Genomic DNA, 22,653 nt, shown 5'->3' with positions numbered 1-22,653 from the left:
CCGAACGACAATGAGAATCCAACAGCGAACGCTGACGGTTCGAGCGACAAAGCGGACTGAGCATGGCGAGTACAGAGATTACGATGACGAAGCGATTCCGTCGCACGAAATATCGATCGATACCGAAACGAAACCTGCGGCGGAGCGCCGGGTTAGCCTCTGATCGGCAGATACGCCAGCGCAACGATGAGAATGGCGGCGAACAGGCTGATGATGACGATCCCCCAGAGGCCGAGGATACGGTTGTTGAACTCGTCCAGCTTCGACTGCTCGGCCTGATAGCCCGAGACGTTCTGCGAGAGCGTGACCGAGCTGTTGGTCGGGAACTGCGCGACGTACGTCGTTCCGCCGATCGTCGCGTTCTCGCCGTCCTTCAGCTCCGTCGAGCGGGTCAGATTGCCTTCCCACGCGAGCGTCGCGCCGCTGGTGTTGACGCTTGCGACGCTCGACGAGTTGTTCTCGTACGGGAACGAGTCACCGACCGAGACGTTCCGAACCGCCGGCGTCGGGAGATACTCGTCGAGGGGCTGGGTCGTCCCGTTACGGTAGCGGACGTACTGCGTACCGTTCTCGCCGGTCAGCGCCACGTCGGCGACCGACGGGTCCTGCCGCAGGCGCTGGCTCGTCATGAACTCCTGACGAAGGGTGAACGACGAGACGTTGGTCGCGTTGCCGGAGGCGTTGCCACCGGACGCGTTCCCGCCCGAAGCGTTGCCGGCCGTAGCGTTCGAGATGACGACACGGAATCGCGTCGCGGAGTCGTTGCTGGCCGACTCACCGGTCGCAAGACTGGTTCCCGAGCCACCGGGCGTACCCGTCGCACTTGGCGAGGGGCTACCGGTACCGGTTCCGGCACCGCCGCCCGAACCGTTCGGAGCGGGGCGATACTCGCCGTTCGCGAAGAGCAGCGACGAGTTGTTCGCGATCGACGTGGTGAACCGCGCCGATTCGTTGACCCGCGAGACGTTGCCTTCGCCGTCGTTGACGTTGACCGTCCACTCCATGCCGCCGGCCGAGAGGGTATCGCCCTGCGAGTAGTTCTGTCCCGCGACCGATACCGACGGCTCCTGCGCCACCGTCGTCAGCGAAAACGCTCCAACGGCGACGAGGACGAAGAAGACGACGTAGATCGCCGCAGCCCGTCGTTGCATGTTCGCCAGAAACATTGCCGGTGGTATAATCGTTGCTTTTCGCCGGAGGACCGCGCGGGACGGCAACCAAAGCCATTAACTCACATCGGATGGATGACGGACACGTGAAACGAATCATCTCGACCGACGACGCACCGGCGGCCGTCGGCGCGTACAGCCAAGGAGCGACGACCGACGAGCTCGTCTTCACCGCGGGACAGCTCCCCTTCACCGCCGACGGGGACTCCCTCGCCGACGAATCGATCGCGACCCAGACCGAACAGAGCCTCGCGAACATCGAGGCCGTCCTCGCCGAGGAAGGACTCGACATGGACGACGTGGTCAAAACCACCATCTTCCTCGCCGACATCGACGATTTCGACGAGATGAACGAGGCCTACGGCGACGTCTTCGACGACGAGCCGCCCGCCAGAAGCGCCTTCGCCGTTGGCGATCTCCCGAAGGGCATCGGCGTCGAGATCGAAGCCATCGCCTCGCAGTAACGGACTGCTGGTCGAGAGCCGCCGCTATCGGTTCGATTTTTTTTTGGAGACTATTCGTACTGCTAACCGCAATAGCGTAGGCTGACGACGAGAACGGACTCGATCACCGACGAATCGGCTGATACAACACAGACGGCGAGATAGTGAAATCCTTGACAGTGGGTCTTTCGAGCTGCAAACAAATGGTGCGTGTGAAGCCAAGGGCCGGATTTGAACCGGCGATGGGCGGCTCTGCAGGCCGCTGCGTTAGGCCGGACTCTGCCACCTTGGCGCAGTCGGGACTACTGGACTGACTGGCATAACGGTAGCGGTTTGCTACCGAGCGTTGCCACTCCGCGAGTGATGATGAGTGAGCTACCGAAAAGGGTAGCTCGAAGTATGAATGGGAGGCGGCGAACCACTAGTTATGAGCCGTTGTAACGGAGCGGTCTCGGGTTCCACCGGGACGGACCCTGCGTGTACTACCGATTGCGCTCCTGGGCTCACACTTGGCCCCTCTTGCGAGGCAGTTTTCCCAGAGGTTCGCACACTCCAGTACTCGCTGGAACGCTGGCGGGCTTATCTGCCGTGTTCGGGATGGGTACGGGAGTCGCCCCGCCGCTGTGGCCGCCTTAATGCCGATCCGCGGAATCGAACCGCGTAACGCCGACGATCGGTGGCCGATGCGTTCGGGTATGTGATATATGACGTGCGATCCAGTTAGCGCCTGGACCCGTCCAGCAGGACGGATTCCAATGCGATATGACTGATGTGGCTCGGTCTGTTAGTGCTCGCGGGCTAAACGCCTCGTTGCCTCGGCGCGTACACCCCGAGTCTATCGAACTCGTCTTCTACGAGTGACCTCGGCGGTACCTCTTTTCCGGGTGGGTTTCGAGCTTAGATGCGTTCAGCTCTTACCCCGTGTCGCGTGGCTGCCCGGCACGTGCCCTCTCGGACAACCGGTACACCAGTGGCGACCAATCGTAGTTCCTCTCGTACTATACGATCGTTCCCGTCAGGTACCATGACACCCCCAATAGATAGCAGCCGACCTGTCTCACGACGGTCTAAACCCAGCTCACGACCTCCTTTAATAGGCGAACAACCTCCCCCTTGCCCGCTGCTGCACGGGCAGGATGGAGGGAACCGACATCGAGGTAGCAAGCCACCCGGTCGATATGTGCTCTTGCGGGTGACGACTCTGTTATCCCTAAGGTAGCTTTTCTGTCGTAAATGGCCCGCATCAAGCAGGCTCATCCGTTCGCTAGACCGCGCTTTCGCGTCAGCGTTCTCGTGTTGGAGAGAACACTGTCAGACCACCTTTTGCTCTTGCGCTCTATTCCGGGTCTCCGACCCGGATGAGGTGATCTTCGGGCGGGCTCGATATCTTTTCAAGCCCGTACCGCCCCAGTCAAACTGCCCAGCTACCGGTGTCCTCCTCCCGGAGTAAGGGTCACAGTCACTAGTGGGTAGTATTTCAGTGGTGTCTCGGCGGCCCGCTAGCGCGGGTGCCTGCGTGACGACTCCTACCTATCCTGCACACTAGCGACCGTGTCCCAGCGACAGCTTGCAGTAAAGCTCTATAGGGTCTTCGCTTCCCCTTGGGGGTCTCCAGACTCCGCACTGGAACGTACAGTTCACCGGGCCCAACGTTGGGACAGTGACGCTCTCATTCATCCATTCATGCGAGCCGCTACTGAAGCGGCAAGGTACTACGCTACCTTAAGAGGGTCATAGTTACCCCCGCCGTTGACGGGTCCTTCGTCCCGTTGTACCGGGTGTTCAGATACCCGCACTGGGCAGGATTCAGTGACCGTACGAGTCCTTGCGGATTTGCGGTCACCTGTGTTGTTATTAGACAGTTGGAGCGTCCGAGTCGCTGCGACCTGCCTCATTCCGAGGCAGGCATCCCTTATTGCGAACGTACGGGACTAACTTGCCGAATTCCCTAACGTCGGTTGTCCCCGACAGGCCTTGGCTTTCGCCGCCACGGACACCTGTGTCGGATCTGGGTACGGACCGCGTGCGCCTTTTCACGGGCCCCAGGTTGGACCGAATTTCTCTATCTCACCGTTCGCCCGCTTCGTGCCGTTACGGCTTCCACGAGTTTTGGTGATTCGACCGGGCGAGTGCCCGGCTCGGTCGACCCCGAGGCGTCGGCATGATTGCACGCGGGCACTGGAATATTAACCAGTTTCCCGATTCGTCTTACTCGAACTGCGGTAAGACTGAGGACCGGCTAACCCTCGGTTGACGAACATTGCCGAGGAACCCTTGTCCGTGAGGCCGTCGGGATTCTAACCCGACTACCGCTGCTACTGTGGCCAGGATTATCGTCACCGTTCGGTCCATACGAACTCTCGCCCGTACTTCCACCCAAACGGAGCGCCGACCTACTGGATCGCACTATACAGTGCGCCGCTAGGTATCGGTGGTGGACTTGAGCCCCGATCATTTTCGGCGCTCCAAACCTCGGCCGGTAAGCTGTTACGCTTTTCTTAGCGGGTAGCTGCTTCTAAGCTCACCTCCCGGCTGTCTATGGCTCGGAACCACCTTCGATCGCACTTAGTCCACACTTGGGGACCTCAACCAAGCTCTGGGTTGTCTCCCTCATGGTGCACAGGCTTACCCCGCACACCGCTCTCCCCGCGTCGACGGCGTTCGTAGGTTCGGAGTTCGACAGGAGGGCCGACTCCTCTCGGAGTCGGTCCCTCCAATCGGTCGCTCTACCCCACGAACTACCTCGGCGGAGGTCATGCTTCGACATGTTTCGGTCGGAACCAGCTGTTGCCGGACTCGATGGGCCTTTCACCCCTACACACTGGTCACGGGAGGGTATTGTAGGACACCATCCCTAACAGGCCTCCACGCAGCTTTCGCCACGCTTCACCTTGCCATCGTGTAGATCGTCCGGATTCGGGTCGTGTCCGCTCGACTCCCCGCGCTTGAACACGGCGGCCCTGGTACGTAGAACGCACTGCGGCCATGTCGGTTTCCCTATGCCTTCCCCGATGCTCGGGTTAGACTCGTCAAGCAGACACACTCCCTGGCTCGTTTTTCAAAACGCACGACGGAACATCGGCTCGTCTCGGTTGCTACTGCGGGGTCGCCCCCGGGTCGTTCACTAAGACGCCTTTTATGCCCCGTCGCTCGATCGCCAACTGAGTTCAAGCCCTATTGCACCTCCCTTTGTGGGGTGCTTTTCAGCGTTCGCTCACGCTACTTGTTCACTATCGGTCTCGAGATGTGTTTAGTCTTGGCCGTCGATGCCGGCCATATTCACGAGGGATATCCAACCCCCGATACTCTGGAGCTGACGCACACCGTACTGGTCTGTGTTACGGGGTTTTCACCCTGTCTCACGCTCCGTTCCAGGAGACTTCACACAGACGATCCGGTGCTGAGAGTCAGTCCGAACACCACATTGCTCGTGGGGCAAAGCCCCGTAAGCTTCGGTTTGGACTGTGTCGCGTTCACTCGCCGTTAGTAACGACATCCCATTCGGTTTCTCTTCCTGCCGGTACTGAGATGTTTCAGTTCCCGGCGTTCCCCATTGCGCGAAGCAATTGCGGTGGGGATTCCCATTCGGAAATCTCAGGTTCTTCGCCTCCGTGCGGCTCCCCTGAGCTTATCGCAGCTTGGCACGTCCTTCATCGGCACTCGAGCCGAGCTATTCACCAGTTGGCATAGTAGCCACGGTCTTCTAATCAGAATCCATGAACCCGCTGAACGGGTCCAGTGGACGCCTGGATCGCACGTACACACAGTCTCATGGACGCGCCCGAGTGTCACGAGGCACGTCTCAACCCTTCCCACCCACGCTTGCACGGGGTGGTGCATCGGTTCGGTCGGACTCGAACATATCCCCGAGACCCACTTAAGGGACTCGGTTCGTCCGAGTCGACGGATGGACCCACTGGGATTCGAACCCAGGGCATCCTCCTTGCAAAGGAGGCACTCTCCCACTGAGCTATGGGCCCGCCTTCCGTTTTTCCGCAGGCCGACTGCCACGGAAGGCTCGTGTTTGCTGTCAGCCCTGATAGTTCGTAGGTGCCCGGTCGGCACCGCGAGTCACGAACGCGAACACAGTTGCAAATGGGTCGGGCCGTCGGCCCGATCCCGGTCTGTAGGAGGTGATCCAGCCGCAGATTCCCCTACGGCTACCTTGTTACGACTTAATCCCCCTTGCGAAGCCCAGATTCGACCGGCGTTGCGCCGGCCTCATCCGGACCTCACTCGGGTGATTTGACGGGCGGTGTGTGCAAGGAGCAGGGACGTATTCACCGCACTCTTCTGAAATGCGATTACTACCGAATCCAGCTTCATGCGGGTGGGTTTCAACCCGCAATCCGAACTACGACCGAGGTTAGGAGATTAGCGTCCCCTCTCGGGGTAGCGTCCCACTGTCTCGGCCATTGTAGCCCGCGTGTCGCCCGGCACATTCGGGGCATACTGACCTACCGTTGCCCGTTCCTTCCTCCGTCTTAGCGACGGCAGTCTCCCTAATGTACCCAGCCAGCACAAGGCTGCTGCTGGCAATTAGGGACGCGGGTCTCGCTCGTTGCCTGACTTAACAGGACGCCTCACGGTACGAGCTGACGGCGGCCATGCACCTCCTCTCAGTGGCTCAAGTAAGCCCATCAGACTGACTGTCACTGCACACTGTCGGTGCCGGTGAGATGTCCGGCGTTGAGTCCAATTAAACCGCAGGCTCCTCCGGTTGTAGTGCTCCCCCGCCAATTCCTTTAAGTTTCATCCTTGCGGACGTACTTCCCAGGCGGCTCGCTTCTCGGCTTCCCTACGGCACAGCGCTGGCTCGTAGCCAACGCCACACCTAGCGAGCATCGTTTACAGCTTGGACTACCCGGGTATCTAATCCGGTTCGAGACCCAAGCTTTCGTCCCTCACCGTCGGGTCCGTTCTCCAGAGACGCTTTCGCTACCGGTGGTCCGTCCAGGATTACAGGATTTCACTCCTACCCCGGACGTACCTCTCTGGTCTCCCGGCCCCAAGCCGACTGGTTTCCGCCGGACGTCCACCCGTTGAGCGGGTGGATTTCCCGACGGACCTGTTCGGCCGGCTACGGACGCTTTAGGCCCAATAATAGTGGCTATCACTCGAGCTGCCGGTATTACCGCGGCGGCTGGCACCGGTCTTGCCCAGCTCTTATTCTGAGACCTTCTTACGGTCACGAAAAGCGAGGACTGTATGCCCTCGCACTCGGGGTCCCCTTATCGCACTGGCGTGCAGTGTAAAGGTTTCGCGCCTGCTGCGCCCCGTAGGGCCCGGTATCTTGTCTCAGATACCGTCTCCGGGTTCTTGCTCTCACAACCCGTACCGATTATCGGCACGGTGGGCCGTTACCCCACCGTCTACCTAATCGGCCGCAGTCACGTCCTCCGGCGGCGGACCGTTTCCGACTTTCTGTATTCCAACATGAAAGCAGTATCTGGGATTGACCTCAGTTTCCCGAGGATATCCCGGTCCAGAGGGTAGTTTGACCACGTGTTACGGAGCTATTTGCTACGGGTCTAAACCCGTACAACTAGCATGGCTGAATCGGACCCCGATAGCAATAGCCTCCGGCAGGATCAACCGGAATGTCCCGAGCACGAAGGCTCGGGGGGTTAGGCGGGAACACAAGGTTGTGTTCACCTATCGGGTTCGCGTTCGTGACACCGCGGACCGAACCGGGTGTCACCGAACTATCAGGGCTAACGTCAGATCCCGTCTTGACGGCGGACCGCAGGGGCGGAATCCTCATCTCCTTCGGATCTCTTCGTACACCGTTCGAGGGTATAAACCCTTCGAAGCGGCGACCCGGTGAGCGAGCCGACCTCACCCACCGCGATCCGGCGAGAGCCGAGTTGAACGGCCCCCGAGTGTCGCTTTCTTTCTGCATTCCATCCGAGTGCCCTGTACCACTTAAGGGCGTCGGATCGTCGTTCGGTCGATCGATCGTTTCCAACCGACCTTCGCATTCCATTCGAATCCCGGGTAACGGATAAACCCGTCGGAAGAGACGCCGTGTGTCGCCCGTTCACGCCGAACTCGTGTGTTGCTATACCGGGCGGGGTTCGATGCCGGAGTTAGTAAATATTGCTGCTACCGAAAGGGGAGATTCCCGAAATAGTCGCGAAAAGCGGCGAACTATCATCATTGTGACTGTGTGGTCCTCGAAGAGCTGTTGCGCGGCTGGAGGTCGACCGTTCATCCCGCGCGTGTGCGTCGGGTCGGGTCGGATGTCTGGCCGCGCATGTGGGCGTCGGCGCGTCGAACAAAAAGTCGGCCCGGTTCGTCGCTCGTGGACTACAGCTCTTCGAGATGTTCGATGCCCTGTTTCGAGACGTTCGCCTCCGTGATCCGGTCGGGCATCCAGTTGGGTTTGTCGTCGGGTGCGTCCTCGCGCCACGCCCAGCCCTCGTAGATGTGGACCTTCTGCGTGCCCTTCTCGCGGAGCCGGAGATCCGCCCGACCGGCATCGTCCTCCGAATCAGCGGGTTCGAGCCGGCGAGCAGCCTTCAACGCCGCCTGCCGTGGCGTCCGTCCCGAGAAGACGCTCGTTTCCCCATCACTCTCGCGCAGTGCGAAGTTCCGCTTACCGTCCGTATCACGTGCCATGGTTTTGATCGCTCCATGCGAACCCAACGCAGGCCACATTATAAATATATCCCCCGCTACGGGGCGTCGACACGGATCGGAGCCGCCATCGAAACGCCGATCACCGACGGCGGGAGTGATCCGGTCGCCGCTCGGACCGTAACGTTAAGTGTATGCTACGTCGAACCCCGGTCAAGACTCCGCGATGGTACGGAAAAAGAAACTGAGTCCCAGCGGGGCAAAGGACGACGACGGCGAATACCACAACGTCCACGTCAACCTTCACGAGGACGAGCTGGCCGTCGCCGGGATGGCCATTGGCGACGAGGTGTTCGTCCGGGTGCGCGAGGACAAGATCATCATCCAGAAAGCCGACCAGGACGAGGTCGAGCACGACTTCTGAGTCGCCCAAACGACTCGATTTTCCAATGCGCGCGTACGATGCCCTGAAACCACTGTTGTTCCGCCTCCCGCCCGAAACCACCCACAGAGCGGCTCATGCACTCCTCGACGGCGTCCAGCACACGCCGCTCGAACGCGCTCTCGACGCCCGCTACACCGTCGACGATCCCCGACTGCGGACGGAGATGTTCGGTTGCGAGTTCCCGAACCCGATCGGCGTCGCCGCCGGCTTCGACAAGAACGCCGAAGTCCCGCGCGGGCTCTCGAAACTCGGCTTCGGCCATGTCGAAGTCGGTGGCGTCACCGCCGAGCCACAGGCGGGCAACCCGCAGCCGCGACTCTTTCGCCTCCCAGGGGACGAGGCACTGGTCAACCGGATGGGGTTCAACAACCACGGTGCCGACCGCATCGGCGACCGGCTCACGCGTGCGCGCGTTGGTGTCCCCGTCGGCGTCAACATCGGGAAGTCGAAGGCGACGCCGCTCGACGAGGCAGCCGCCGACTACCGCTACTCCTACGAACGCTGCGCGGCGGGCGACTACTTCGTCGTGAACGTCTCCAGCCCGAACACGCCCGGGCTGCGCGATCTCCAGAACCGCGAGCATCTGGAACGGATCCTCGGCACGCTCCAAGACGCCGGCGCGAACCCGCTGCTCGTGAAGCTCTCGCCGGATCTCACCGACGACGCGACCGCGGAAGCGATCGCGGTCGCCGAAGAACGCTCCCTCGACGGGATCATCGCCACGAACACGACCACCGAGCGGACGTCGTCACTCCGTGGTGAACACCGAACCGAGGAGGGCGGGCTTTCGGGAGCACCGCTCGAATCGCGCGCGACGAGAACCGTTCGGTTCGTGGCCGAGCGCACCGACATGCCAGTGATCGGTGTCGGCGGCGTCTCAAGCGCTATGGACGCTTACCGAAAGATCCGGGCCGGCGCATCCCTCGTCCAGCTCTACACCGGACTCATCTATCGGGGACCAGCCATCGCGCGCGAGATCAACCGTGGCCTGCTCGCACTCATAGAACGCGACGGGTTCGAATCGGTCGCCGACGCGGTCGGCGCGGATCGCTGATTATCGCAGCGCGTCGGCACGAAGCTCGAAACCGACGACGGGGACCTCCAGCCCGTGCTCGACGAGTGTCTCCGGATGGAGTTCGCCGACGACGCCCGCATGCTCGCCGTCGAGCACGACGCTCGCGACGCGACCCTCGATGAACGAGGGATGGTCGGTCGCAGGTGTTGCCAGTTCGACGTCGAACGCGCGCGCGAGCGACGCCAGCCGCCCTTTCACGTCCTCGTAGGAGGCATCGGTCCGCGCGAGCACGCCGGCGACGCGGCGCTCCTCGGCGACGTTCGTGTTCTCGTCGGAGTCGACGTGGGCGGCGAGACCGACCTCGGCGAGCTCCTGTGGGTAGCGCCGGTGAGTGTTGTTCTCCAGAACCATCAGCAGCGAGGGGAGCGCCCACGTGCGGACGGTCTCGTAGTCACGGCTGTACGGTTCGGCGATGGTCGCGGGCTCGGCGGCCCCGAGCGCGTCGTCGGCCGGTGAGAGCCCCATCCGGTCGAAGTTCACCGATTCGCCGATGAGATGGAAGTTCAGCAGATCCTCGAATCCCAGGCCGACAAGCGTCTCGCGGATCGCCCGCTCATGGCGCGAGCGTTCGTGGCGGCCACCGACGGTGCTGACGTCCGGGTACTCCGGCTCCAGACGGTTGAACCCGTACGCGCGCCCGATGTCGTCGATCACGTCGACGGGATGGAGCACGTCGGTCCGGTAGGGCGGAATCGAAACGCGATAGCTGAGTGCGTCAGCCTCGCCGTCGCTCTCGGCGTCGAGCCCCGCGCGTTCGAGCAGATCGATCACCTCCCGCTCGTCGACGTCGATGCCGAGCGCGCGCTCGATGCGCCGATGGGTGACGGTCTTTTCGTCAGTCTCGAAATCAGGGCGGTCGAGCGTGCGATCGGGATATTCGACGCTCACGCGCTCGATCGTCGCCCCACGCGCGTCGAGCGCGTAGCAGATGATGGTGCACATCCGGTCGATCGTCCACTGGTCGGTGCCCGTGAGTTCGACGAACAGCTCTCGACTACCCGTGTTGACCTCGGTGCGCCGGCCGTTGATCACCGGCGGGAACGAGAACAGCCCGAGATCGTCGTAGATGGCAGGGTAACGCTCGTAGCCATCGAGCAGGGGGGCGTACGTCTCGCCGATTGGATGATCGGTGAGCACTTCGGCGGGCGTGAGTTCGTCGTTGCTATCGAGCGGGACGAAACTCTCCCCGTCCGGATCGATGCCGCGATAGCTGATCGAGTTCTCGCCGCCCTCCACCCGTGATCGACCCTTCAGCATCGTCAGATCGTGAATGCCGATCGCGCCCTTCGCGCGCCCGCGACCCATCGTCGCGTGGAGCTTCTCCTGGAGCTGGATCAGCGAGTCGAGCCCCGCCGCGTCGAGATCGAGACCGCGGATCACGGCCCCGGTGACGTACGGGCGCTCGTCGGGCACGCTCTCGTCGACCTCAATCGTCCAGTCGGCGTCGTTGGTCGACGGGACGTAGACACCGCTGTCGTCGCCGTACTGATAGCGCAGCGAGCGCGCGACGCCCTCGACCGAGAGGCGATCCAGTCGATCGGCCTCGAACTCCAGTTGAAACAGTCCGTCCTCGGTCTCGCCCTCGAATTCGAGGCCGAGCTCGAAGAGATCGTCGAGCAGTTCGTCGTCGCCCTTCTCCCCGTGACCGGTGAACCGCCTGAGCTCGTCGGGATCGACGTCGACGACGGGCATCAGTAGACCACCTCCGCGTTCCGCAGGAAGTCGAGGTCGACGAGCGTCCCGTGGACGTCACGGATGTCCTCGAAGCCGTGTGTGAGCATCAGCAGCCGTTCGAGCGCGAGCCCCCAGGCCATCACGTCGCAGTCGACGCCAAGCGGGTCGAGCATCTCCGGGCGGAACAGTCCGGAGTTTCCGATCTCGACGAGCTCGCCTGTGGTGGGATGTTCGCCGAACAGCTCGAAGCTCGGCTCCGTGTAGGGGTTGTACGTCGGCTTGAACTCCAGATCGGTGATGCCGAACTGGGCGTAGAACTCGGTGAACGTGCCCATCAGGTCGCGTACTGAGAGATCCTCGGCCATCACCAGCCCTTCGATCTGGAAGAATTCGAGCAGGTGGGTCGCGTCGAGGGTGTCGTTCCGATACACCTTCTCGACGCTGAACAGCCGCTGTGGCGGTTCCAGCTCCCCAGTTGCGACGCCGGCGAGATGGCGCGCCGACAGCGAGGTCGTGTGCCCGCGCAGCGAGAGCCGTCGGGCAACGTCGGCCGACCACGGCGAGTGATAGCCGTCGCCGTCCGGGCCGACCCCCTCGCGGTGGGCGTGTTCGACACCCGCGACCAGTTCGTCGGGGAGGTCGTCGATCGCGTCGGGGTCGGCAAGCGTGAACTGGTCCCAGTGGGTTCTGGCAGGGTGATCCTGCGGCATGAACAGGCAGTCGTTGATCCAGAACTCGGCGTCGGCGTGGGGCCCGTCCATCTCCTCGAACCCCATCCCGACGAGCACGTCCGTCACGCGTTCTGCGGTCCGACGGAGCGGATGGAGACGACCGGCCTGCGCGCGCTCGGCGTCGGCTTCGACGTTGTACGCGGCGAAATCGGCGTCGCGCCACTCGCCGGTGGTGAGCATCTCGGGGGTGAGCGCCCCGACAGTGTCAGTGGTTTCGATCCCCTCCATCAGCGCGGTGACGCCGTCGTCGGTGAGCGTGACCTCGCGGACGGTGGTCTCCTCGCGCGCGACGAGGTTGCGACCGGCGAGTCCGTCGAGCACCGATTCGTCGTCGATGGGTTCGCCGTCGGCGAGCGCCGCGAGCGCCAGTCGTTCGGGGTCATCAGTCGGGTTCGCGTCCGGCGCGGCCGAGATCTGCCCGCTGTCGATCGTTCCATACCCTTTCCTGGAGAAATTCGAGAGCGCGATGTCGACCTGCGGGCCGTTGAGACCGGCCTCATCGATCGCGCTGCCGAGATCGGTCTCGCCGCCGGCCGCAACGACGGCCTCGTGAAGCGCCAGTTCGGGCAGTTCGGTGTCGGCGTACTCGCGACCCTCCTCGGTGAGCGTCGCGTCGGTCTCGACGCGCTCGGTGAGGGTGACGAGTCCCTCCTCTTCGAGAGTGAAGGTCGCGCCGACCACCGTCGGGTCCGGTAAGTCGGCCTCGGCAGTCAGTCGGTCGATCGACCGTGCCTCGTTCGCGCTCGCGGCTTCGAGCACGGCGCGTTGTGCGTCCGGGAGTTTCATGCAGGCGTCTACCGGGGTCGCTCAACTAACGGTTCCGACTCGGGCCGAGCCCGCCGAAGAGCTAACCGCGTCGAGCGAGAGGGTTCGAGAAAGATGTCGCCGAAACGCATCGCCGAGGCGGAGGCCGACGAGGCCGAGATCGAAAACCAGCGGGCCACCATCACCGAACGCGCGGCGATGGACCGCCAGCGTGGCGACGAGATCGAGAACGTGCTCGACGCCGACCGCGAGACACTTGTCGAACGTGCGGAAGTCGACGATCGGCCTGGCGACGTGGCCGACGATCGAGAGTCGTGGGACGAAGCCATCGAGCAACTCGCCGCGACAGGTGAGGAATCGATGGCCGACGCGATGGCGTCGAAGGTCGACACCCTCCGCGGGCGGGCCGAACGGGAGCATCCGTCGCTGTTGCGCCTGCGCTTTCGTCCCGAGGAACCCTTCGAGTTCGTGCCGGGCCAGTACGCGCGCATCAGCTACGAAGCGGAGGAGCCGCGCGTCTACTCGATCGCGAGTTCGCCCAACCGCGACGAACTCGAACTCTGCATCCGGCGCGTGCCCGACGGCGAGCTCACGCCCGACCTCTGCGACAGAACCGCCGAAGGCGACGAACTGTTCCTTCGCGGACCCTACGGCGACGAATTCATGCTCCAGGACCCCTCCGAACGCGATCTCGTCTTCATCGCCACCGGCACGGGCGCGGCCCCGTTCAAGAGCATGATCGAGTACACCTTCGAGGAAGACCGCGACGAGTTCGAGGGTCACGAACGCGACGTCTGGCTGTTCCTGGGGGCGTCCTGGAAGGACGATCTCCCCTATCGCGAGGAGTTCCTCACTCTCGCCGACGAGAACCCGAACTTCCATCCCGTTTTCACCTGCAGCCGCGAGGAGTATCTCGGCGACTGGGACGGCGAGACCGAATACGTCCAGCACAGCCTGCTCAAATATCTCGCTCCCGACCGCGTCGGTACCGACGACCTCCCGCCCGACGTCGCCGAGTTCGTCGGCAGCGAGACGAAAACCGACGTGGAGGCGCGAATCGACCCGAAAAACGCCGAGGTGTACGTCTGCGGTATCGGCGCGATGTGCGAGAGCGTCCGCGAGGTCGTCGAACCGCTCGGCGTGCCCGACCTCTACTACGAGGAGGAAAGCTACGGGTAAGCGGGCGGATCGGCCGAAGTAGGCAGTCAGTTCGCCGCTTCGGTTTCGGCACCGAAGCCGAGATCGATGTCGAGACCGTCCAGCACTTCCTTCGCTTCCTCGCGTTTTTCCTGATGGTCTTCGAGGAACTCGCGCATCAGCTCCGCAGCCTGCTCCTTACAGCCCCCACAGAGGCGCTCGCCGTTCGTGCACTCCTCGTAGACGCGGATCGCGAACTCGTCGTCGTCCGCCGCGAGCAGGTAGTTGTAGAGTTCGTAGACCGGACACTCGTCGGCTCGACCGCCGAGTTCGCGCTGTTTTTCGGCCGTCTCGCGCCCACCCGTGGTCGCTGATTTCACTTTCTCGTAGCCTTCCTCAGGGTCGTCGAGCAGGCTGATGTGGCTCGCCGGCACCGAGGAGCTCATCTTCCCACCAGTGAGGCCAGTCATGAACCGGTGATAGATCGAGGAGGGGGCGACGAACCCGTAGCCACCGTGATCGAGTTCGACCTCGCGCGCGAGCGATTCGGCGTCCTCCCGCGAGAGTTCGAAACTGTCGATGTGACCCTCGTAGACGCGCTTTTCACCCTCGATTGCCTCGATGAGTGCCTCGAAGGCGTCGTCGGTCGCGGTGCGATCGAGGAACCTGGTTCGCGGGCGGAGCGGTTCCTTGCCGGCGGCGCGGAGTTTCTCGACCGCGCTCTCGATGACCTCGTCCTCTGCCTGTTCAAGGATGTTTTCGCCAGTACTGGTACCGTAGTCCGAGAGGAGAGTCATATCCGGAGAAAGCCAATCAGCAGCCTCATCGCACCGAACCGGATCATCAGTACTCTCGGAGAGCGCGTCGTACGCCTCGCCGATGAGCGCGCGCTCCTCGCTGTCGGTCTCGAAGCTCGCGTACGCTTCGCTGACCTTGAAATAGCGCATGCTGGCCGCGAGGTCGCGTGAGAGCCTGACGTGGGGGTCCTGATCCGGCCCCACCGGGATCACCGTGGGTTTCGGTTCGTCGATCTGTGGGTAGAGGATGTCCGCCATCTGGGTGACGACGCTCTGCATGTGCGAGACGTTGGTCCCGCCGTCGAAGCCGTAGAGCGCCTGCATTTCAGAGAAGTTGACGTGCGCGCCGAGCTCGAAGGCGAGATCCTGGAGCGGGCGGTTGTCCGATTGGCGATAGATCTCGCCTTCCTCGGGATCGAACCCGAGCGCGATGAGACTCAGCAGGTACTCCCGGGAGTGGCGGGCGATCTCGTCCCAGGACAGCCCGCGGGCGCTGTGGGCCTCCATGTCGGCGATCAGCGCGTAGGCGTCGCCACCCTGCTGTTGATGCCAGACGATCTCGTCGATGACGAGCTTGTGGCCGATGTGTGGATCGCCGGTCGGCATCCAGCCCGAGAGCACGGCGAACTCCTCGTCGTTCGCCATCGCGCGCGCGACGCGATCGTACCCTCGATGGCCGAAGATGACGCCGCGGCGCATCAGGTAGTGGGGGCTCGGCACGTCGGGGAGCACGTCGTCGAACTCCTCGATGCCGAACTCCTCGAAGAGCTTGCGGTAGTCGGCAACAGTTGACGATCCCCACGGGTCGAGCGTCGTCTCGTCGGCTCCAGTCGCTGTGCCACCATCCGTTCGGGGTAGCTGGTCCGGCGCTCGTCGGTCGTCCGTGGGCTGTGGATCGGTCATGGTGTGATTCGCTCGACGGCGAGCCAGTCGATGTCACCGTTCGTGTCGGTCAGCGCAAAAGCCATTCGCTTGTGGACCCCGCCGGCGAGCCGCACGTCGAGTGAGAGCTCGCGTGGACCGAAGGCGTATTCGGCGGGAAGCACGCGCACCAGGAACTCCGAATGACCGAGGTTCTCGACCGACTCGACGTCCGCGTACGTCCGGAAGTCCGCGCCGAACTTGAACCCGGTTTTGGGGACGAGTCCCTCGGAGCGGAGCGTCGCGTAGACCGCCAGCCGACGGTCGAACCGCTCGCCCTCGACCGCTCGCCCGCGCTCGACGACCGTTTCGGCTCCACCGTCGAGGTCCAGCACTCCCTCTCGGGCGAGGAAGGCCGTCTCGACCAGCGAGAGCTGGAGCGGACCACCCTCGGCCCCACGCCCGGCGAGTCGCTGGCCGTAGAACGCCCGCTCGTAGAGATCCTTCGGAGGATTCCAGAGCACGGTTCGATCCTCCAGCAGGTCGGCGGCGATGCCGGTCGGGTGGTCGTAGTCGGTGTGTCCCACCATTTCGGGGCGTGAGGTATCGAGATAGGTGATCTCGCTCTCCTCGTCGACGACGGCGAGCACCACGCTCCCGAGATCGCTCGCCGACACTGCGGCGCGCTCGCCGACGACGCGCACGCGGTAGGCGATTTCGTCGTCCCACGGCCCGTTGCCCTGCGGGTAGACCACGAGGTCCGCACCCGCTCGTGTATCGTCGGCGTCCACCCAGCCCTCGCGCGCGGGCGAGAGGTAGAAGCCACGCTCGCGGAAGTCCTTGTAGACCAGAAAGCGGACCACGCAGTCGGTCGCGGCGAGAAATTTCCCGAGATCCATCCCGTCGACCGCGTCGAGATCGTCGCGAAAGAGCAGGTGGGCGGCCTCGACCGGCGCGAGCACGACGCCCGCCCCGTCGGGCCGACCGTAGCCACTGGAGTCGTAGAACCGCTGGCGCGCGTCGCCGCCGACCCGGACGACGCCGCCGTCGAGCGTGCCTTCCATAGCGACAGCGGGTCGCGCGACGACAAGTCGCCTGCGGTCGGCCGTGGTGCCTCCAGTGGAAATCGAAGCGGGTCAGCCAGCGCGCTCACAGGTCGCGTCGAGACAGCGTCGTCCACTACTCGTATCGAACGCCGGCAGCCCACACTCACAATCGCCGTCGACGGTTCCGGACGGGATCGAAAACGCGGTCTCACAGTCGGGATAGTTCTCGCAGCCGGCGAGGAGTTGACCGTTGCGGATGACGCGGAGATCGCCGTCGCAGTCCGGACAGCCCCACTCGTGATCGAACGCTTCGTTCACTCGGTCGTCGAGTGACTCGCACTCGCGGTCGATGCAGAGCGTGAACGCGCGCCCGCGCTCGGCGACCATCGTCGGCAGCCCGCAGTCGCGACAGGCCCGATCGAGCACGTCCGCGCCCGCCGGCAGCCCGTAGCGCACCTCACAGTCGAGACACGTCACCGCACCCTTCGTGCGGACGAGCGCGCCCTCGCAGTCGGGGCAGTCGCCCACGGGAGCGCCGGCGGCGGAGGCAGGATAGCGCGCGATTCCGTGCTCCTCGTTGGTGACGACGTGGAGAGATGACTCGCCATCGGTGGCGGTCAGCGAGAACGTCCCGCCGCTCGTCCCCTCGTAGCTGAGCGTCTCGGGACGGGTGAGCCACGCCGCTGGCTGGTAGCCGTCACGATCGTGGACCAGCACGGTGTCGTCGGGTTTGATCACCACAACGACGTCGCCGCGCTGTTCGCGCTCGTCGTCCTCGGTGATGGTGCAGTCGCCGGCGAAGACCCGGATGGCATCCATGGGGCGGCTGGCCGCGGCTTCGTAGTTGAACCTATGGCCCGCCGCTGAAAGAGGAGTCTCAGTCGACCCAGACGGTTCTCGTCTCGGTAATCGGTGCCAGCGGCAGATCCGGGAAGACGATTTCGACGGTAAACTTGAGCGTGTCCGGCTCACCGCCGAAGACCGGGGCCGGCACGGTCTCCGATCCCAAAAACGAACTCGTCGCCGTCATCTCGGTGTCGTTGACCGAGACGCGGATCCCGGCGCGCGCGCCGTCACCGTCGTTCTCGATCGTCACCTCGCACAGTTCGTTCTCGCCGCGCGCGATCCGTTCGGGGAACGAACCCCAATCGATCGATAGTACGGGAAGGTCGTGTGCACTCTCGACGACCCGCTCGGCGACGCCCTCCGTGAGACCGACGGCGACGAGCTCCTCGACACCCGATTCGACGACGGCGGCGGGCGTTTCGATCCCCTCGCCGGCGAGTTTGCTCGCTCTGCCCGGGCCGACGCCGTCGATGGCGGTGAGCGCGACCGACTCCTCGCCCACCCCGTTCTCGACACGCGCGGCCGCGCGACGCGCGCGATTGGCCTCCCACTCCGAGCCGAAGCGATCGAGGAAGGCCCGCAGCGCGGCGAGCAGGCGCACGGCGTTCTGGCGGATGACCCACGCGTCGCTCTGGAGCTCGCTCGGCGTCGCCGCGCGCGTGCTCGACGCGAGAATGGCCAGCACCTTTCGTCTGCCTGGATCGAGATCGCCGTGGCCATCGAGCACGCTCTCGATGGCGTCGCGCTCGGCGCGGCGGGCGTTCACGCTGTCGAACTCCGCGCTTCGAGCGACCGCATCGAGGAGGGCGCTCGTCGTCGGGTCGGTGCCGGCGAGGTCGTGAAAGCGGTGGGCGGTCGGCAGTCTGAGGTAGTACGCCGACGCGAGCGTGCCGAGCGGGGTGGCCGAGACGGTGTCGCCCTCGATGGCGACGAACCCCCGATCGTCGAGCGTCGAGAGCGCTTCACGGACGCGTTCCCTGAGCGCCGCGACCGCACCCTCGTCGGCACTGCGGGCACGGACGAACGCGAACGTCGTTTCGAGCCACTCCATCACGTCGGGCACGTCGTCGATGGTGCCCATCGCGATCTCGGCGTTGAGATGTGTGTCGAGATCGGCCGTGAGATGGGAGTTGATCTCCGTCCCGTCGCGGAGCAGTTTTCGGTATTTCTCGGCGTCGCTGCCGTCACAGACCACGTAGGCGTAACCCGCGTCGTCGTAGCCCGGCCGGCCCGCGCGCCCGAGCATCTGGAGCACGTCGAGCGGGCTCATGTCGACCTCGCCCTCCAGGGGGTCGTGGTATTTAGTGTCACGGATCACGACACACCGTGCGGGCAGGTTGACACCCCACGCGAGCGTCGAAGTCGAAAAGAGGAGCTGTATCTTCCCCTCACGGAACCACTGCTCGACGTGGTCCTTGTCGGATTTCGACAGTCCGGCGTGATGGAAGGCGACGCCGTCGAGCGCCGATTTCCGGAGCGTCTGGTTTTCGAGCACCTGCGTTTCGGTATGAAAATCGTAATCGCCGCGCGCACCCATCGGGACGTCCCGCGAGGCGAGTTCGTCGCGGGCCTTCTCGGCAGCCCGAACGGTGTCCTGCCGGGAGGCGACGAAGACCAACGCCTGGCCGTCCTCACGGATATGCTCCTCGGCCAGATCGAGCGCGCGATACAGTCGGCGGTATTTGTCGGCGAAGGCGTTCTCGCCGTGTGTGTAGGTCCGGACGCCGGATTCGAGATCGACGGGTCGATACTCCTGGCCGAAATCGAAGGTCGTTTCGGGAACGGCGTCGAGCCAGTCGGCGACTTCATTCACATTGGGCATCGTCGCCGAGAGTGCGACGACGCGCGGGGCCGCGAGCCGTCGGAGCCGGGAGATGGTGACTTCGAGCACGCTCCCCCGGTTTTCCGAATCGAGCAGGTGGACCTCGTCGATGACACAGCAGCCCACGTCGGTGATGAACTCGTACCGGGGCGAGTCGTGTTTTCGCGTGGCCGAGTCCACCTTCTCGGGCGTCATCACCAGAATGTCGGCGCGCTCGGCACGGCGTGGGTTCAGGTCACGCTCGCCAGTGACGACGTAGACCGAGTAGCCCAGATCCTCGAATCGCTCCCACTCGCTTTCCTTCTCGTTGGTGAGCGCGCGCAGCGGCGCGATGAACAGCGACGTGCCGTCCGCGGCGAGACACTTGCAGATGGCGAGTTCGGCGAGGGCGGTCTTCCCGCTCGCGGTGGGGGCGCTGGCGACGACGTTCTCGTCGCGATTCATAATCGCCGGCAGCGCCTCGCGCTGCATTCGGTTGAACTCCTCGAAGGCGAACGCGTCGGCGAACTCGGGGACCGCCTCGGCGACGTTCATGAGGGCTGGTCCCGGTAACGATCCCCACGAGCACGTCGCGAGCGGAGCGAGACGACGGCGTTCACGAGCGTCGCCCCCATCGGGTCGGACGGGAGCGTCGCGGGCGAAATGAGGCGACGGGAGTCACGTGCGTTGGTCTGTGGCTGGAGCGGCCAAAGGCGTTTCCTTACGCCCGCATGGCGCGCAGCGGCGGCTCGCTAGCCGTCTGAGTCCGAGTCGGTATCGACTCCGTCCGCATCGGCGTCAGCGTCGACCCCGTCCGCATCCATATCGCCGTCGTATCCGTCGGTATCGGTGTCGTGTCCATCCGAATCGCTGTCGGTGTCGATGCCGTCGGAATCGCTGTCCCTGTCGATACTGTCGGCATCGCTATCGATATCGCTGGTTCCGGTCGCGGCCGGTCGGCCCGAGCGATCGTCCGGGGACTGACCGTGCTCGGAGAGATCGTCACCGGTGAGATAGAGATAGATCGGCGGGAGGAGATAGGCGACGATGGCGACCGCGACGAACCACCGCTCGAAGTACGCGAGCAGCCCGAGTCCGGTGAGCGCCGCCGTCGCCGCCGCGTGGATCCCCGTCCGCTGCTGCGTGTACCGCCGGTAATACTCCCAACCCCGACGGAGTCGACCCGTACTCACCGTGCTCATGGGACCACTACCGTCGCTGGCGTAATCAGGATGTTCCCGGCATAGTGGGCGGCAACGCGCTCGCCGACAGGAGTGTGCTGCCAGTGATCTCGTGATGGGAGGATAGCCAAAAGAGCGCGGGAGTGCCGACGTGCAAGAACACGCCGGCTCCGGCGTCACGACGAAGTCTCACTCGTATTCGCCCTTGTCCACGTCGGGCTCGGGTTGGACGGACATGCCGACGCGCTGTTGGGGGAGGAAATGTGCGAGATCGGTGGTCGTGACGATGCCGACGGGTTCGCCGTCTTCGGTCACGGGCAGTTTCTTGACCGTGTTCTGCCCCATGCGCTCGCCCGCATCGCCCACGCTGTCGGTCGGACGGATGGTGACGACCGGATCGGACATCAGTTCGGCGACCGCCGTTGCGGTCGGGTCGAGCCCCTCGGCGACGCTGCCGACGACGTCCGTCTCGGTGACGATCCCTTCGATGCGTTCTTCGCCGACGATCAGCGAGCCGATCCCCTGGTCGGTGAGCGCGCGAGCAGCCACCGCGATCGTCGTCTCGCCGGTGACCGTCCGGACCGGCGTCGTCATGACGTCGTTCACGGGTGTGTCTTTCATTGTCGTGTGTAGCGGTATCGTTCCCACAACTTAATCGTACTGGTCGTGTCGACTCCGCACCCGACGAACCGCACGCTTTTGCCGGGCGACCCCCGACGGGCGGTATGAGTCGGGCGCGCAAACCGGCGTGGCTGAAGAGCCGCCCGCCGTCGGGCGAGCAGTTCACCGAGATCAAGGCGACACTCCGCGAGCGCGACCTCCACACCGTCTGCGAGGAGGCCAACTGCCCGAACATGGGCGAGTGCTGGTCCGGGCGGGACGGGCCGGGCACCGCGACGTTCATGCTGATGGGCGAGCGTTGCTCACGCGGCTGTAACTTCTGTGACGTCGAGACCGGCGGGATGAGCGCGCTCGATCCCGACGAACCCGCGAACGTCGCCGACGCGGTCGCCGAGATCGGTCTGGAGTACGTCGTCCTGACGAGCGTGGACCGCGACGATCTCGACGACTACGGGGCCGCCCACTTCGCCCGCACGATCAGGGCGATCAAGGAGCGCGACCCCTCGATCCTCGTCGAAGTGCTGATCCCCGACTTCCAGGGCGAACCCGAGCTCGTCCGGGAGATCATCGACGCCGGTCCCGACGTGATCGCTCACAACATCGAGACCGTCGAACGGCTCCAGTGGCCCATCCGCGATCGGCGGGCAAACTACGCACAGTCGCTCTCGGTGCTCGAACAGGTCGAACGCGAGTCCGAGATCCACACCAAGACCTCGATCATGCTCGGCGTCGGCGAGTACGACCACGAGGTCTATCGCACGCTCTCCGATCTCAGGGAGGCCGACGTCGACATCGTGACGCTCGGCCAGTATCTCCAGCCCTCGCGTTCGCATCTCGACGTCTCCTCCTACGTGCATCCCGACAAGTTCGAGACGTGGCGGACGGTCGCCGAGGAGGAGTTGGGCTTTCTCTACTGTGCCAGCGGGCCGATGGTCCGCTCGTCGTACAAGGCCGGCGAGCTGTTCGTCGAGGCCGTGTTGCGGGAGGGACAGTCGGTCGAGGGGGCGCGGCGGTCGGCGCGGGCGGCCTCGCAGTCGGTCTGATCGGGGTTCGAGCGAGCCCGAATCGTCGCTCAGACGCGTTCTTTCAGTTCGATCCGATAGCCGAACGGATCGACGACGTAGATCGACGGGGCCTCGCCGGTCGCCCCGCGCGGCGCGGCGAGTTCGTCGTCGATCTCGATGCCCTTCTCGTCGAGGCGCTCCCTGATCGTCTCGACCGATTCCTCGACGACGACGCAGAAATGGTTGAAGTTCGTCGCCGTCGGTGGCTCGAACTCGTCGGTCGGCCAGAGATGGACGACCGCGGTCGCCGACAGCCGTGCATCGAGAAAGGGTTTCTCGCCCGTCTCGTAGAGCGTGTCCTCGATACCGAAACCGAGTCGGTCGCCGTAGAACGTCCGTGCGGCGTCGGCCCCGTCGGCCGGAATGCGGAGGTTCACGTGATCGAGATGTCGTGCCTTCACACGTCGGCGTTCGCCGC

At 64.0% G+C, this 22,653-nt stretch carries 16 protein-coding genes, 2 tRNA genes and 3 rRNA genes; 5 read left to right on the top strand and 16 right to left on the bottom strand.

Translation table 11 applies throughout. The features are described from left to right. Positions 1 to 152: 152 nt before the first annotated feature. Complete coding sequence (locus C448_RS03565) at positions 153 to 1,151, bottom strand: hypothetical protein (RefSeq protein ID WP_049916037.1); 999 nt, start codon at positions 1,149 to 1,151, stop codon at positions 153 to 155. A gap of 104 nt (positions 1,152 to 1,255) precedes the next feature. Between C448_RS03565 and C448_RS03560 the strand changes: the two genes are divergently transcribed. Next, positions 1,256 to 1,633, top strand: coding sequence for a Rid family detoxifying hydrolase (locus C448_RS03560; protein WP_004051938.1), 378 nt, complete (start codon positions 1,256 to 1,258; stop codon positions 1,631 to 1,633). 195 nt (positions 1,634 to 1,828) lie between these two features. Here the strand turns inward: C448_RS03560 and C448_RS03555 are convergent. The 6 genes from C448_RS03555 to C448_RS03530 all read right to left on the bottom strand — a co-directional run bounded on the left by C448_RS03555 (position 1,829) and on the right by C448_RS03530 (position 8,233). Continuing rightward, positions 1,829 to 1,904, bottom strand: a tRNA-Cys gene (locus tag C448_RS03555). A gap of 224 nt (positions 1,905 to 2,128) precedes the next feature. Further along, positions 2,129 to 2,247: ribosomal RNA gene (rrf, locus tag C448_RS03550) — 5S ribosomal RNA — on the bottom strand. A gap of 131 nt (positions 2,248 to 2,378) precedes the next feature. Continuing rightward, positions 2,379 to 5,314 (bottom strand): 23S ribosomal RNA (locus C448_RS03545). Positions 5,315 to 5,520: 206 nt separating this feature from the next. Then, positions 5,521 to 5,592: transfer RNA gene (locus C448_RS03540), tRNA-Ala, on the bottom strand. 148 nt (positions 5,593 to 5,740) lie between these two features. Further along, positions 5,741 to 7,214, bottom strand: a 16S ribosomal RNA gene (locus tag C448_RS03535). The 16S, 23S and 5S rRNA genes sit together here with 2 tRNA genes alongside, the layout of an rRNA operon. A 707-nt stretch (positions 7,215 to 7,921) precedes the next feature. Further along, on the bottom strand, positions 7,922 to 8,233 hold the full coding sequence (locus C448_RS03530) for a non-histone chromosomal MC1 family protein (protein WP_004051937.1): 312 nt from the start codon (positions 8,231 to 8,233) through the stop codon (positions 7,922 to 7,924). A 184-nt stretch (positions 8,234 to 8,417) separates the two neighbouring features. Here C448_RS03530 and C448_RS03525 point away from each other — a divergent pair, with 184 nt between their 5' ends. Continuing rightward, positions 8,418 to 8,615, top strand: a complete 198-nt coding sequence (locus tag C448_RS03525) for a hypothetical protein (protein ID WP_004051936.1) — start codon at positions 8,418 to 8,420, stop codon at positions 8,613 to 8,615. Positions 8,616 to 8,640: 25 nt separating this feature from the next. Beyond that, positions 8,641 to 9,690, top strand: a complete 1,050-nt coding sequence (locus C448_RS03520) for a quinone-dependent dihydroorotate dehydrogenase (RefSeq protein ID WP_004051935.1) — start codon at positions 8,641 to 8,643, stop codon at positions 9,688 to 9,690. On the opposite strand, the gene pheT is transcribed toward C448_RS03520, so the two are convergent. Together pheT and pheS are read right to left on the bottom strand one after the other, a co-directional pair. Beyond that, entirely contained in the window at positions 9,691 to 11,403 is a 1,713-nt protein-coding gene (gene pheT, locus C448_RS03515) for a phenylalanine--tRNA ligase subunit beta (protein ID WP_004051934.1), read from the bottom strand. It lies immediately after the preceding gene. Next, positions 11,403 to 12,902 (bottom strand): phenylalanine--tRNA ligase subunit alpha, encoded by a 1,500-nt coding sequence (pheS, locus tag C448_RS03510; protein WP_004051933.1) that lies wholly within the window; start codon positions 12,900 to 12,902, stop codon positions 11,403 to 11,405. Before pheS ends, pheT begins: the two co-directional genes overlap by 1 nt. A gap of 93 nt (positions 12,903 to 12,995) precedes the next feature. Between pheS and C448_RS03505 the strand changes: the two genes are divergently transcribed. Further along, complete coding sequence (locus C448_RS03505; protein WP_004051932.1) at positions 12,996 to 14,060, top strand: ferredoxin--NADP reductase; 1,065 nt, start codon at positions 12,996 to 12,998, stop codon at positions 14,058 to 14,060. 26 nt (positions 14,061 to 14,086) lie between these two features. Here C448_RS03505 and C448_RS03500 read toward each other — a convergent pair whose 3' ends face one another. The 6 genes from C448_RS03500 to C448_RS03475 all read right to left on the bottom strand — a co-directional run bounded on the left by C448_RS03500 (position 14,087) and on the right by C448_RS03475 (position 21,171). Then, positions 14,087 to 15,718, bottom strand: a complete 1,632-nt coding sequence (locus tag C448_RS03500; protein WP_004051931.1) for a tryptophan--tRNA ligase — start codon at positions 15,716 to 15,718, stop codon at positions 14,087 to 14,089. Continuing rightward, positions 15,715 to 16,740 (bottom strand): tRNA-intron lyase, encoded by a 1,026-nt coding sequence (gene endA / locus C448_RS03495; protein ID WP_004051930.1) that lies wholly within the window; start codon positions 16,738 to 16,740, stop codon positions 15,715 to 15,717. The genes C448_RS03500 and endA overlap by 4 nt, the downstream gene beginning before the upstream one ends. Positions 16,741 to 16,812: 72 nt before the next feature. After that, positions 16,813 to 17,541, bottom strand: a complete 729-nt coding sequence (locus C448_RS03490; protein WP_004051929.1) for a topoisomerase DNA-binding C4 zinc finger domain-containing protein — start codon at positions 17,539 to 17,541, stop codon at positions 16,813 to 16,815. Positions 17,542 to 17,599: 58 nt separating this feature from the next. Continuing rightward, a complete protein-coding gene (locus C448_RS03485) occupies positions 17,600 to 19,924 on the bottom strand; it encodes a DEAD/DEAH box helicase (protein WP_004051928.1) in 2,325 nt (774 codons plus the stop codon). Positions 19,925 to 20,121: 197 nt separating this feature from the next. Beyond that, positions 20,122 to 20,571 carry a hypothetical protein gene (locus C448_RS16885; protein WP_004051927.1) on the bottom strand — a complete coding sequence of 150 codons (450 nt, stop codon included), beginning with the start codon at positions 20,569 to 20,571 and terminating at the stop codon, positions 20,122 to 20,124. A 168-nt stretch (positions 20,572 to 20,739) separates the two neighbouring features. Further along, complete coding sequence (locus C448_RS03475; RefSeq protein ID WP_004051926.1) at positions 20,740 to 21,171, bottom strand: CBS domain-containing protein; 432 nt, start codon at positions 21,169 to 21,171, stop codon at positions 20,740 to 20,742. Here C448_RS03475 and lipA point away from each other — a divergent pair. Further along, on the top strand, positions 21,159 to 22,214 hold the full coding sequence (gene lipA, locus C448_RS03470; RefSeq protein ID WP_338034745.1) for a lipoyl synthase: 1,056 nt from the start codon (positions 21,159 to 21,161) through the stop codon (positions 22,212 to 22,214). The genes C448_RS03475 and lipA overlap by 13 nt on opposite strands. Before the next feature lie 29 nt (positions 22,215 to 22,243). Here lipA and C448_RS03465 read toward each other — a convergent pair whose 3' ends face one another. After that, positions 22,244 to 22,636 (bottom strand): VOC family protein, encoded by a 393-nt coding sequence (locus tag C448_RS03465; protein WP_049916035.1) that lies wholly within the window; start codon positions 22,634 to 22,636, stop codon positions 22,244 to 22,246. Between the last annotated feature and the right edge of the window lie 17 nt (positions 22,637 to 22,653).

This window comes from Halococcus morrhuae DSM 1307, from assembly GCF_000336695.1.
GTDB classification, from domain to species: Archaea; Halobacteriota; Halobacteria; order Halobacteriales; family Halococcaceae; genus Halococcus; species Halococcus morrhuae.
Note: the sequence above shows the minus strand (reverse complement) of the source record. Positions and strands in the feature narration are given on the sequence as shown.